General features: G+C 59.7%; 11 protein-coding genes and 2 pseudogenes. 8 read left to right on the forward strand and 5 right to left on the reverse strand.

Features of this window, described 5'->3' with window-relative positions; all coding sequences use genetic code 11:
* Window positions 1-448: 448 nt before the first annotated feature.
* The 4 genes from CK220_RS31430 (at window position 449) to CK220_RS13920 (ending at window position 2,941) form a co-directional block, all read left to right on the forward strand.
* Window positions 449-721, forward strand: a complete 273-nt coding sequence (locus CK220_RS31430) for a hypothetical protein (protein ID WP_141245139.1) — start codon at window positions 449-451, stop codon at window positions 719-721.
* Window positions 722-1,303: 582 nt separating this feature from the next.
* Window positions 1,304-1,999, forward strand: a complete 696-nt coding sequence (locus CK220_RS13910) for a hypothetical protein (protein WP_095812068.1) — start codon at window positions 1,304-1,306, stop codon at window positions 1,997-1,999.
* A 1-nt stretch (window position 2,000) separates the two neighbouring features.
* Window positions 2,001-2,645, forward strand: a complete 645-nt coding sequence (locus CK220_RS13915) for a hypothetical protein (protein WP_095812069.1) — start codon at window positions 2,001-2,003, stop codon at window positions 2,643-2,645.
* Complete coding sequence (locus CK220_RS13920; RefSeq protein ID WP_176479082.1) at window positions 2,642-2,941, forward strand: hypothetical protein; 300 nt, start codon at window positions 2,642-2,644, stop codon at window positions 2,939-2,941. The genes CK220_RS13915 and CK220_RS13920 overlap by 4 nt, the downstream gene beginning before the upstream one ends.
* Window positions 2,942-3,269: 328 nt before the next feature.
* On the opposite strand, the gene CK220_RS13925 is transcribed toward CK220_RS13920, so the two are convergent.
* Window positions 3,270-3,890 carry a hypothetical protein gene (locus tag CK220_RS13925; protein WP_141245140.1) on the reverse strand — a complete coding sequence of 207 codons (621 nt, stop codon included), beginning with the start codon at window positions 3,888-3,890 and terminating at the stop codon, window positions 3,270-3,272.
* Window positions 3,891-4,431: 541 nt separating this feature from the next.
* On the opposite strand from CK220_RS13925, the pseudogene CK220_RS32470 reads away from it, so the two are divergent.
* The 3 genes and pseudogenes from CK220_RS32470 to CK220_RS13940 all read left to right on the forward strand — a co-directional run.
* Window positions 4,432-4,620 (forward strand): annotated as a pseudogene (locus CK220_RS32470) (hypothetical protein); the annotation flags it as partial.
* Window positions 4,621-4,686: 66 nt separating this feature from the next.
* Window positions 4,687-5,826, forward strand: coding sequence for an XRE family transcriptional regulator (locus CK220_RS13935; protein WP_095812072.1), 1,140 nt, complete (start codon window positions 4,687-4,689; stop codon window positions 5,824-5,826).
* A pseudogene (locus CK220_RS13940) lies at window positions 5,826-6,292 on the forward strand (PIN domain-containing protein). The gene CK220_RS13935 and the pseudogene CK220_RS13940 overlap by 1 nt, the downstream one beginning before the upstream one ends.
* A 118-nt stretch (window positions 6,293-6,410) precedes the next feature.
* Here CK220_RS13940 and CK220_RS13945 read toward each other — a convergent pair.
* The 4 genes from CK220_RS13945 to CK220_RS13965 form a co-directional block, all read right to left on the reverse strand.
* Window positions 6,411-8,339: an adenylate/guanylate cyclase domain-containing protein gene (locus CK220_RS13945; protein WP_095812221.1), complete on the reverse strand. Its 1,929-nt coding sequence runs from the start codon at window positions 8,337-8,339 to the stop codon at window positions 6,411-6,413.
* A gap of 624 nt (window positions 8,340-8,963) precedes the next feature.
* A complete protein-coding gene (locus tag CK220_RS13955) occupies window positions 8,964-9,566 on the reverse strand; it encodes a Tim44/TimA family putative adaptor protein (RefSeq protein WP_095812074.1) in 603 nt (200 codons plus the stop codon).
* A 43-nt stretch (window positions 9,567-9,609) separates the two neighbouring features.
* A complete protein-coding gene (gene ctaD / locus CK220_RS13960; RefSeq protein ID WP_095812075.1) occupies window positions 9,610-11,205 on the reverse strand; it encodes a cytochrome c oxidase subunit I in 1,596 nt (531 codons plus the stop codon).
* A 103-nt stretch (window positions 11,206-11,308) separates the two neighbouring features.
* Window positions 11,309-11,971, reverse strand: a complete 663-nt coding sequence (locus CK220_RS13965; protein WP_095812222.1) for a 5-formyltetrahydrofolate cyclo-ligase — start codon at window positions 11,969-11,971, stop codon at window positions 11,309-11,311.
* A gap of 422 nt (window positions 11,972-12,393) precedes the next feature.
* Between CK220_RS13965 and CK220_RS13975 the strand changes: the two genes are divergently transcribed.
* On the forward strand, window positions 12,394-12,939 hold the full coding sequence (locus CK220_RS13975; protein ID WP_095812076.1) for a DUF488 domain-containing protein: 546 nt from the start codon (window positions 12,394-12,396) through the stop codon (window positions 12,937-12,939).
* Window positions 12,940-12,945 lie beyond the last annotated feature (6 nt).

Here is a 12,945-nt window from a genome sequence, read left to right on the forward strand (position 1 = left end):
GGTTGAGGCGTATGAGCGGGATCGTTTTGCAGTCCGCTATGTGACTTCGGGGGTTAGAATCGGAGGGGCGCTACCATCCCCTGTCCGTTCGAAAATTGGCCAGCGCGGCTTCACCCCAACATCGCGCGCCACTGGCCCGGCGAGGGGCCACCCCGTGGTGTCGAAGGTCTCCTGGTTACGGCGTCGCAACATCTCGGTTCGGTCCCGTCTTTTTGGCCAACGCACTGCATCTTGCGCGTGACGATTGGTTAGCTCGGTTGCAACGATTCTTAGCGCATTCATCTCAACGCCGGAATGCCTGCGACACACGCGTGCGGCGAAGGCGTGCAGCGGCGTGCTAAAAGGACGGCTTGCCCATGATACTCGTCCCATGGTGAGGTGAATGCCGACGATTTCGGGATAGGGGTTGAAGAAGCAGCGGCGGGTGGCGAAGATTGGTGACAGCTAGATGCGAATGCCTTACGGAATTTTCCGCGTCCTTCTCGGTTTTGCACGAGGCTGCTTTTATTTCAAACTCCTCGGTGGGCTCACTATGGCGCGAAAGAATAAAGAACCCTCAGTTCGATTCTTCACGGCCGATGGCGTCGAGGTGGAAACCATCCTCGATTTGGCAGGCCCTCACAAGGATGAACTGGTGACGCGAGTCGTTGAGGCGCTGGCGCGACACGCGGCGAGGCGGGATTTTCTCGCCGAGCGCGGCGTAGTTTCGCGTCAAGCCTAAGGGCTGTCGCCGGATTAGTTCAGAATGCGGGGGTGCCGTTCAACGCGCGCGAACCGTGTTGCCTCCGAGAGGGAGGTTCAGTCCTCCTCTTGGTTTATGGTTCGGCAGAGCATACGAGAACACGGCGGATATGGTTTGGCGAACCCGGCCGCTAAATCCATGAGTTCCTATCGAAAAATCCTGTCCTTCTGCGACTAACATAATCGTTATGCACCAATAGGTTACGAGGCAGTTCGCCGAAATAGATTCAAGAAGCCGATCCGGCCACTCGCCCATTTCTTTGGCGCTGTGGATGGCTGCTTTGCGCCCCAAATCCCGACATTCAGCGACATTTTGGGCGCTCCCAAAAGCGGTCGTCCGTTCATACTGCGCTGCGCGGAGTTCTCTTTCACCAGCTGAGCCGTAATGATGGCAAATAAATCCCTGTTGAAATTTTTGGCATGTGTCGCCGGCCGTCCATGTGCTGGTCCCGCACGAACAGACGCGGCGGCTTCTTCGTCGAGCCTTGGAATTTTGGCGCGCGGCAACCTATGTCCTCTCTGATGATCATTTGCGTCAAAACGTGTCATATGGAGAATAGAGTTGGCTTGTCCCCGGGGCGCCGCATCGCCAGATTCAAATACCCAGAGGAGACTGTTCGCAGCATCCGGCGGCTATTGCCAGAACCCGGCCTGCGAGCGCGAACTTTTCGTCGATGCGGCCGGCAAGTCTATCCATGTCGCCGAAATGGCGCACGTCTTCGCGGCCAATGATGATGGCCCACGCGCCAAACCGCAGATGAGCAAGGCCCAGCGCGGCGCGTTCGAGAATCTAATTTTGCTGTGCGCGGTCTGCCACACCATGATCGACAAGGCGCCCGACGCCTATCCGGACGACATGATCCTGGGCTGGAAGCGGGACCATGCAAAAAAGCTCCAGGGCCTGTTCGGCGTGATCAAGTTCCCTGATCGCGTTGCGGCTCGCGCTGTGGTCGCTCCGCTGCTGGATGAGAACCGTGCCATCTTCGAACGCTATGGTCCGCATATCGAGGCGGCTCGAGACCCGGAAAGCGGCGCAGCGCAAATCTGGCAACGGAAGATGCTGACCAGAATTCTCCCAAACAGCAATCGTATCATTGCCCAGCTTGACGCCAACCGTGCGCTGCTTACTAGCGACGAGTCAGTCGTGGTTGAGGCCTTCCGGCAGCACATCGACGATCTTGAGGCCGTCCATATCGAGGCGCGACTCGAGGATGCCAGCCGCTTCCCGGCGGGCATGCAAAACATTTTGAAGGGTTGAGATGGCGGGGAGTGTTACAGATTGGGTCGAGGCTCATATCGACGAAGACGCAGGTTTCAAGGCCGTCGGTCGCTCGGCTGAGAACTTCCTCTTGATCGAAGACGATAAGAAGGCCGTCCACCCGGTCGCGGTGATCGGCGCTAAGCCGATGGTACAGGTGGCCGATGTCGAGCCGGTGCTGGCGCATGCGATCAAGCCCGAATTCGTCATCAACATCCCGTCCAGGTCGATCTGGACCGGCTCTGCAATCGACTTGGTTCATGCTGCGCCCGCCGGTTTCGGCTCACTCGGCGATCTAGGGAAAGCGGTTAGGCTGGGCGATCTTGTGGGCTACCGAAACAAAGAGTTCGGCTTTTTCGAGCGTGCAATCGGGCAGCATTCAAACGTCCATCAGCTCACCCGTCTGTACGACCTCGTCTTCATCGCCCACCGCAAGAAGGGATCCGATCTCACCATCGCATTGATCGACGCCTACAATCTGAGCGCCGAAGATGTTCGTCATGCACGGGCCCAGTACGGGGCGTTCGACATCGCGCTGAAGATGTCGAGCTACGGCTCGGTCACTTCAGCCGCGCAGGAAGCGGCGCGCTCTATGGGCGCGGAGGCGATGATGTTTCGCGACATCATGGGCCGGTTGGGCCGGTGAGACGGCTAGCGGCGACGGCCGCACTTTGCACCCTTGCACATGGTCTCGGCGTGATTGCCGGCGGCAGCACATGGTATCTATTCGGCTCGGTCGATCGCGAAGAATCAGGAGCCGCCGATATTGATTTGCTCATTTTGTGTCTCGATGCTGATCAGGCGGATAGGCTGCGTAGCTCGATTGATCCCGATATGCTCGGATTGCCGCTCGACCTGTCATTGATGACATATAATGAAGCGGAAGAAGCCGGGGCGGTCGCGCGTCAGAGTGCCCGCAAGATCTATCCCGACGCTAGCTGACTGGGCGGCGCGCGGCTTGTTTTCGATGCTCCCGCGGCGCGAGCCTCGGCACCTCACCTACTCCCGATAGGTGACAGACTCCGCAAACGCGAGGTCGTTGATTTGGAGTCGAACTGAAAAGGGCTCCGCCAGCCGTTCTTTGCGTTTGATTGCCATGTCCTATTCACTCCTCAATCGCCTGCAACCCGTCCGTTCGTCGGGCATAGGAGGTTCCGTGGCTGGGGATCGTGTCTTCGGCCACGACCTCCGCTGCTCCGGCGATGTTCAGATTAGTCGGCTTTTGGGCGCGCCGCGCTCTGCGACCCTCCTAACTCTTCACCGTTGCCGCCTAATATTTCTCATGGTTCATGAGTTCGGTCAGATGCCGTAGCTCGCCGGCCTGCGACATGGCCCGTCGAACCTTGCTTCCGATTGCGGCTAGTTCCGGCCATGTGGTTGGGTCATCGCAGCCGGCCTTCGCCAGCGAGACAACTTGGCAAAGCGTCCACGCGCTGTCGACGGCCATATCCAGCAGGTTTTCACTCACATGGGCGTCGTGGGTGGGGCGGTGCCTTTTCTCCCCAAACAAGCCAGGATTCCGAATGAATGTCGGCATGTCGCCGGTGGCGAACATCCACCCGTGAACGATCGCATGGCGATAGTCGGCCAAGTCCTTGCCGGCGTTCATCGCATAGCGGAGCACGTGAAGACAATCGGCAGGAACATGCTGTCGCTCGGCCGCGAGTTCATCAAGCCATTGCCCAATCGGCGTCTTGTCCGTCCAAGGGCGCGTGCCTGCCACCTGATCGCCTCGCAATGCCCACAAGCACATTTCCAGCCGGGATTCGAACATTCCCCAGATCAGGACGAAGGCACCAAACCGTTGGAGGACGGCTGGAGGAAAACCCCACGCGTCGACACGGGAAAGGATTTTCGCAGACCGCTCGTTGTGTGTTGGCCTCGAAACCATGATCTAGCGTTCTCCCAGCGGCCATTCGACGATGCTGCCCCCGCCCATATATGTCCAAATATGGAGGGTCTGTAATGATGAAGTTGTGGAAGCACGCAACCGCATGCGCTACCGCCTTTCCCCCCAATCGGATACCCTGCGGTATTTCCTGCAGTGTTGGGCGTGAGGACCTGCAACGGTGTTGCAAAGACAAGCGGGCGAGGGCAAATCTGACCCGAACTCTCATCTCCATGACGCGAATGGTAGCTTTGCGCCTGATACTGTTGAAAAGTCTGCGTCGCGGCCGCCCATTGCATTGGCGTAGAATGATGTTCCGCGAAGACCCCAAAAACGAATCCCGATTCCGTGCAATGCGCTGGGGTGGAACCGGATTCTATTACCGGTGGCGACTTTGCGGTGTGTTGGACTTTTCAACAATATACGCCTCATTTCGGCCGTTCAGCCTTCCGATGCACAAGCTCTGAAGCTGCCATCCGTTCAGCCCGCTACGGCCGGTGAGTTGAACGACCGACCGTTGGGGACTTAGCCGATAGACAGGTGATCGGTGATCTACAATGCCACCGGCGACCTTCGCGCGATTCAAATCCTGCTGGGTCACACGAAGATCGAGAACACCGTTCGGTATCTTGGCGTGGACATAGAGGACGCTCTGATCCCGCAAAGCGAACCGAGATCTGACGGTGGGCGGCAGTCTAATCTAAAGAGGTGCTCTCTGATGCTGGCCGGCTAAGTGTCGAGTAAGTGGCGCAATCTTTGGCATAGGAAGAATTGCTTCCCCGCTATAACCTGGAGCGAAATGGCAGAGCAGATTCCCATCAACCCCGCCCTCTTGGTTTGGGCCCGCCAGCGAGCGGGGCTGAGCCGTGACGAGGCCGCACAGAAGTTCAAGCGGATCGCCGACTGGGAGGCAGGTGCGTCCGCGCCGACCTACCCGCAGCTTGAGCAACTCTCCGACACGCTCAAGGTCCCGATCGCGGTGTTTTTCTTCCCCGACCCGCCGGACGTGCCGCCGATCGACGAGACGTTTCGCACGCTGCCTGAGGCCGAGCTGGATCGCCTGCCGAGCCGGGTCCGTATGTTGATGCGCAAGGCAAAGGCCATGCAGATCAATTTGGCGGAACTCACCCAGGGGCGGAACCCGGCAGAGCGCCTTATCACGCGGGATCTACAGTTCGCTCCGAACGTAGATATAGCCGAGATGGCCGCCGCCGTGCGGCAGTACGTCGGGGTGACCGTCCAGCAGCAGCAGGCCTGGCACGGTGATGATGCGGCCCTCAAGGAGTGGCGGACGGCGCTGCTGAACGTGGGCATCTTCGTCTTCAAGGACGCGTTCCGAGCGGACGACTTCTCGGGGTTCTGCCTCTACGACGAGGAGTTCCCAGTAATCTATGTGAACAACAGTTCGACCAAAACCCGGCAGATATTCACCTACTTCCACGAGCTCGCACACCTCATCTTCCATACCAGCGGAATCGATAAGGTTCGCGACCGATACGTTGATCGGCTCGTTGGCGATGCCCGGCAGATTGAGGTTATCTGCAACAGCTTCGCTGCCCAGGTATTGCTGCCAGAAGACGCCTTCCAACGCGCCATGGCCGGAAGGCAGGCCACCGAGGCGACTGCGGAGGCTCTCTCGGCCCAATTCCACGTCAGCAGGGAGGTTATCTTTCGTCGCCTGCTGGACCAAGGAAGGGTGGCCGAGGACCAGTACGACCGAGCGGTCGAACGGTGGAACGCGCAGCGCCAGGTCGAGCGTGCGCCGGGCGGAAACCCGTATTGGACCAAGCTCGCGTACCTGGGCCGTGAGTACGTCGCCCTGGCACTGTCGCAGTACCACCAGAACAGGATCGACGAGGGGCAACTGGCAGACTTCCTCGACACGAAGCCGCGTCACGTTGGGGCTCTGGAGGAGTATTTCAGCCGGGGGGCTGCTTAATGTACGTGTTCGACACCTCGCCCCTCTCAACCCTGTTCAAGAACTATTATCGACGCCGCTTCCCGACGCTGTGGGACCGTTTTGATGGGCTGGTGGCGGATGGCCGGATCATCTCCACCGCGAGGTACGCCGCGAGTGCTTGGACGGTCCTGTGGAGACCTTGAGGGACTGGGCGGGGGAGCGGGAAGAATTCTTCCACATACCCGGCGCAGCTGAGGGCGCGTTCGTGGGCCAGATATACGGGGTCGTGCACTTCCAGCAAAACATCGAGCAGCGGAAGCTGCTCAGGGGCGGGCGCAACGCCGACCCGTTTGTGATTGCGAAGGCGGCGTCGGAGGGACGAGGAGTGGTCACCATGGAGGAGTTCAAGCCGAACGGCGCGAAAATCCCGAACATCTGCCGCCACTTCGAGGTGGAGTGCATGTCGCTCGAAGAGTTCATGGAACGCGAGGGCTGGGAGTTTTAGCGGCAGTTGGGCTCAAACCTGGGACCCGCTGTTTGAGAGTAGCTGCGGATGCCGCGATGGCAGCTTTTGCTAGTTTCCGCCCAACACTCGCCAGTCGGCTGTCGGCCCCTTTTCGGTCCTATGGTTGCCCCAGAGGCTTCGCCTCCTCCGCCTCGCATTCCGGCAGCCGCACAGGTTTGGCGAGCTCTGCCAGCGCCTCGGGCTTGGCGCAAAGCGGAAAGCCGGCGAGCGGCATTGTCTCGATGAAACGACCGCGCTCCGTCTTGCTCAAGCTGTATTCATTGACCATGCCCTCGACGGTCAGCTCCGGATACCGTTTGAGGGTTTCCCTGACCGAAGCATTCGCGTCATCGATTCGATCCAGAGCCGCAAAGGAGCTGCTACGCATCATCCACTCCCATTTGCTGTAGTTATCGGTCGTCTTGCGCTCCAGCATCTTCAAGGCGTCCTCATAGCGGCCAGCCATAAAATAGGCATTGGAGTAGAAAGCGGTTGCCCACATCGGGTAATTCGGGTCGAGCCGTATGACTTGGTCGACCAACTGAGCGCCGCGTTCGGGTTCGTCGAAGGCTGACGCAAAGCCGGAATAGAATGTCAGGATTTCGGCCGACCCCGGAGCGAGGCGGAGGGCCGTGTCCAGCTCGACTTTGGCGCGGGCGTTGTCGCCCTTGTCTTTGAGGCTCATGCCAAAAACCGCGTGCGCCTCGGCGTCGCTCGGATCGAGCCGCACCGCGCGTTCGGCGACATCGGCAGCCGCCTTGACCTCGCTCTCGGGATTGATACCGAAGCCAGCCAATATGTTATGAGCATGATAAAGTTCCACCCAGGCGCGTGCGAACTCCGGATCCAGCTCGACAGCGCGGTTGAGCAGCCTGATGGCCTCCTGCTCATCCGCTACGGTAATCTTTTCAATCCTTTCGGTTCCGAGCAGATAGTAATCATAGACAGTCAAGCTGTCCGGCCGTTTGCGCTTCGCTGCAGCCCGCCCCGCTCCCTGAATCAGCCCCACGCCGTTGCCGAGACGGTTGGTGACCTGCTCGGCGATCTCGGTTTGAATGGCGAACACGTCTTCAGCAGGCCGGTCCCATCGCTCCGACCACAGATGGTTGCCGGTTTTTGCATCGATCAACTGCGCGGTGATCCGCAGCCGGGCTCCCTGGCGCTGGATCGAGCCTTCCAGCACATAGCCGACGTCGAGCGCACTTGCGACCTGGCGGACATCCAGCGACTTGCCTTTGTACGCTTGCGTCGAATTGCGTGCCACGACGTCGAGTTCGGGAAACTGCGCGAGATCGGTGATGATGTCCTCGGTGAGGCCATCGGCCAGACGCCCTGTGGCGTCGTCGCCGCCAAAGTTGTTGAAGGGCAGCACTGCGACCGACGGCTTGGCACCCAGAGCAGCTGAGTGAAAGAACCACCATGTCCCGCCGCCGCCCAGCAGAGCAAATAGTACGATGGCCGCCGCCGTCCCAACCCAGCTCCGCATCGCCTTACGCAAGGTCCAGCGCGGCCGCTTGCCGTCGAGCCTCAGCCGGTACATCCGAACCGGGCGGCTGATATTCTTCACTTGTTGCTCGCCAGCGAAATCGAGGGACCAATCAAGCTTGCCTTGCAGATGGTCAAAGGCTGTGCCCGACACAATCACGCCGCCAGCATCAGCGAGTTGCTGCAATCGCGCGGCGACATTAACGCCATCGCCATAGACATCGCCGTCAACCAGCGCAACGTCGCCCAGATTGACCCCGATGCGGAACACGATGCGCTCAGGCTCGGGCAGACCTTCATTGCGCGCGGCAGCCGCACTTTGGATTTCCGCTGCGCAGGCGACTGCGTCGACCACGCTGTCGAAGGCGACAAGCGCGCCATCGCCCATCAGCTTGATGAGGCGGCCATGGTGCTGGGAGATGGCGGGGTCGAACAGCTCGGCACGAACGGATTTCAACCGCTCAATTGTGCCGGCCTCATCGGCCTCCATCGCCCTTGAGTAGCCGACCATATCGGCCGCCAGGATCGCCAGCAGCTTCCGGTTCAATGGAGGGACGATCATCATCCGGCCCCGGACCCAACATGGCCAAAATGGTACACCCAGCGCAGCGCCCTGACGAGGGGCCCACCAAAGTCAGGAGGCCATCCATTAGCCCCGGTGGTCGGAAAGGTCGCTTCTGGTGCAAAGCGGTCCGCACGAGGCTGGACACAAGGGTCGGCTTCTTGCCCAGTCATCCTGAAAGTTGACGGTCGGGTCCCGCCCCCATTTTACGAGACAGTTCGCCGAAATCGATTCAAGAAGGCGATCCGGCCACTCACAATCCATTTGTCTTCTGCGGAATGATAGCGTTGCGCCAAGTCGGTCACGGACTTTATCGCTATCCAAAAGCCGACATTGTCAGCACAGCGCGCTGAGGTCGGTTGCCTAAAACGTGAATTTTGCTCAGAGCTTAACCGACACCGAAAATCCTCTCCGACCGCGGCCTGCAGATACCGTATAGAATCTTGTCGCGCAGTGCCGGATCTTCGATCGAGCCCATCTTGAAACTTTCTGTTGAATAGATGCCGTGCGAGACCAAATACGAACTGCAGGATTGCTGCCGTCGATAGAGCTTGCGCAGGATCACTGCCGAGCCTCTCGAACAAGTGGCGACCCTGACCTTGAACCGCAAGAGACGGCAGGCTATCAGCCGCAGTCGGTCGCAATCAACGCCCAGGCGGATTGGCTGCTACGTGCGAAGGTCCACACGTCCGTCACCTGGATGATCCGCATCGGATCGCCGGCAACGACCAGATTGTCCGCCGAGCGCGTCACGCTGATCATCTCGGAACCGTATCGGACGACGATTTCGACGGTGTCGCCTTCGCCAAGGGCGTCGACAATGGTTGCCGCCTTTATGCTGACGACCATCAGCTCGAGCGTTTCCTGTCTCTGGCGGCGTTCGGCGATGGCGCTCTGGAATACTTCCAGAACCGCAGGCCCCACGAACCGCTGAACCGGAGTCAGGTCTCCTGCCGCGTAGGCTTTCAGAATGGATTCGTACGCGTCCAAAGCGCCGCGCAGGAAAGACGCTTCGTCGAAAAGCCTGTCGACCTTGCGGACAGCTTCGAGTGCAAGCGACGGGGCCGTCGCCGGTCCCTTCTTACCGGCAGCCTGTCCGCGTTTCTGCCCAGTCATCCCCCCGTCAGGACCAGACAGCATTTGCGGCAGGAAGCTGAGAAGCACCCAATAGAGCGCCAGAAGCGCCAGGGTCACAAAATGGCTGCCCGTATTTGCCGCCTCGTTCATGGCGATCTCCTTTCGGGAATGACACTCCTAGTGCCGCAGGCGCTCAACGAATGCGCGGCAGTTGTTCCCACTGGTGGAAGGGGGGCGGCGAGGGCAGCTGCCACTCAAGCGTGGTTGCCCCTGCTCCCCAAGGGTTGCCGCTGGCCAGCCGCTTGCGGCTGAAAGCTTCGGCGACTGCGACGAAGAAGATGATCAGCCCCGCGGTAGAGATGTAGGAGCCGATCGAGGAGACGAAATTCCAGCCGGCGAAAGCGTCAGGATAGTCAGCGTAGCGGCGCGGCATGCCTGCCATGCCCAGGAAATGCTGTGGGAAGAAGACGAGATTGACGCCTATAAACATCGTCCAGAAATGCAGTTTTCCCAAGGCTTCGCTGTACATGTAGCCTGTCATCTTCGGGAACCAGTAGTAGAAGCCCGCGAAGATGGCGAAGACCGCGCCCAAGGACAGCACGTAGTGGAAGTGGGCGATCACGAAATAGGTGTCGTGCAGTGAGCGGTCGATACCGGGGCTGGCGACCATGATCCCGGTGACGCCGCCGATGGTGAAGAGCAGGACGAAGCCGATAGCCCACAGCATCGGTGTCTTGAACTCGATCGACCCGCCCCACATCGTGGCGAGCCATGAAAACACCTTCACGCCCGTCGGCACTGCGATCACCATCGAGGCGAAGGCGAAGTAGCGTTGGGCGTCAACGGAGATGCCGGTCGTGTACATATGATGCGCCCAGACGACGAAGCCTATCGCGCCGATCGCCACCATCGCATAGGCCATGCCGATGTAGCCGAAGATCGGCTTCTTGGCGAAGGTCGAGATGACGTGGCTGACGATGCCGAAGCCCGGAAGGATCATGATGTAGACTTCCGGATGACCGAAGAACCAGAACAGGTGCTGATAGAGGATCGGGTCGCCGCCGCCGTCCGGGACGAAGAATGTCGTGCCGAAATTGCGGTCCGTGAGCAGCATCGTGATCGCGCCGGCCAGCACCGGCAGCGACATCAGCAGCATGAAGGCGGTCACCAGCATCGCCCAGGCAAAGAGGGGCATCTTGTGCATCGTCATTCCCGGCGCGCGCATGTTGAAGATGGTCGTGATGAAGTTGATCGCGCCGAGGATCGATGACGCGCCCGCAAGGTGGATGGAAAGGATGACGAGGTCGACCGCGGGGCCTGGCTGACCGGATGTCGAAAGCGGCGGATAGAGCGTCCAGCCGCCGCCATGGCCCAGCGTGCCTGGCGCTCCCGGCACGAACATCGAGGTGACGAAGAGGATGAACGCGGCCACCAGAAGCCAGAACGAGATGTTGTTCATGCGCGGAAAAGCCATGTCGGGCGCGCCGATCATGATCGGCACCATCCAGTTGCCGAAGCCGCCGATCAAGGCCGGCATGAGCACGAAGAAGATCATGACAAGGCCGTGAGAACTGACGACGACATTGTAGGTCATCGGATTGCTGAATATCTGCAACCCGGGCTCCTGGAGTTCAATGCGGATCAACACGGAAAGTGCGGTACCGAAGACCCCCGCCATGATCGAAAACAGTAGGTAAAGCGTCCCGATATCCTTGTGGTTGGTCGAAAAAAACCACCTTGCGATGAACCGGGGCTTGTGGTCGTCGAACGGTATTGCTGGATTCGACATGGTGCTCTACCTGCCTTTCATTGCAGGCAAGCCGGATTTGCCGCGATGGACGGCATTCAGCCGCCGTCGCGATCAAAGAACCAAGCGTTGTCTGCTTCGTGCGTCAGTCGTCCGTGACGATTACGTCCATCGGAATGTCGTGGGGCTGCGGATGGATCGTTCGGAGCCTGCTTCCAGCGTAGCCAACTCCGATGGCCAACGGTCGCCTAGGAATTGCCGCGAGGGTCCTGTCGAAGAACCCGCCGCCGTAACCCAGGCGGTAATTCCCTCCGTCGAAGCCGACTACCGGCGCGATCACGACGTCCGGGACGACCGAGGGGCCGCGTGAGGGAACCAGGATGTTCCACACGCCACGCTCAAGTGGGTCGCCCGGCCTCCATACCCGAAACTCCAGCGGCCAGCCTTTCCCGATGACGACAGGAAGCGCAATCCTGCCACCGCGCTCGATGATCTTGATTGCCCAGTTGCGAAGGTCGGGCTCACCGCGGAAGGGCCAATAGCTGCTGACGATGCGCCCGCTGACCTTGCCGATGGCAAGATCGAGGCGCGAAGCGATGCGGTCCGACCTGGTCTTCCTCTCGTCGGCGTCGATGGCAAGGCGCTCCCCGATCAGCCTCTGCCGCTCCGTCTTGCGCCAGCGCAGGACGTCGCTCCAGGAATCCCCTACCTGCGATTGTCCGCCATACTCGGATGAAAGTTCATGCGCGAAGCAGGGGGGAGATGCGTATTCCCGGATTTCCGGGTCGGTGTTTCTCTCCTCGGCCATCGCCAACTCCATGTCGGTGCACCACTGCTGGCATCGGAGCGTGCTATGCACGAAACAAGAAGGCAAACGGAATTAAATGTTGAATGAGTGCAAAATTATTGCATTCGCGGCGCCCGCACATTCCTGAAATCGTCCACTTGGGCAGTTTCCTGAGGGCCGCAGATCGTCTTCATGTCACGCAAACCAAGGTGAGTGCGCGCATCCGCACGTTTAAGGAAGAACTCGGACGTCAGCTCTTCATTCCGTAAACGCAATGGCGCGCTACTTATGCCGGCGGGGCGCGATGAATGGTACGCCCAGCGGTTCGTTTAGTTCTGGGAACGCGCCAGACACCGACTCGCCATACCGTCGGGCCGCACGAATCCGCTTTTGCTGGAAACCGCGTGTGGCTGGAAGCCTGGATCGCCACGGATTGACCGAACATGCCTTATCCATTTTTTACCATCGGTCACTCGACCCGGTCGATTGCCGAATTTGTTGCCCTGCTTGGAGTTGGAGAAGTTACTCTGGTGGTCGACATAAGGACCGTCCGGCGATCGCGGGCGAACCCGCAGTTCAACAGCGAGGTGCTTGCGGAAAGCCTGGCAACGTTCGGGGTCGGATATGAGTACATTGCCGAGCTTGGCGGCCTGCGCCACAAAGCCCACGACATTCCACGCACGCTCAACGCATTCTGGATAAACCAGAGTTTTCACAACTACGCCGACTACGCGCTGTCAGCGGAGTTTCATGGCGGCTTGAACCGGCTTGTGTGCCTCGGCAGGCAACGGCGGTGTGCCGTCATGTGCTCGGAAACGCTCTGGTGGCGCTGTCACAGGAGAATCGTGGCTGACTATCTGATCAGCCACGGCGAAACGGTTTTTCATCTAATGGGCCATGACAAGGTCGAGCCTGCGAAACTCACCGACGGCGTGAAGGCACGGGTCGACGGAACTCTTGTCTACCCGCCTTCACGGCCTTGGGGATAGTCGAGT

Origin of the sequence: Mesorhizobium sp. WSM3860 (genome assembly GCF_002294995.1) — a bacterium.
Taxonomy (GTDB): Bacteria; Pseudomonadota; Alphaproteobacteria; order Rhizobiales; family Rhizobiaceae; genus Mesorhizobium.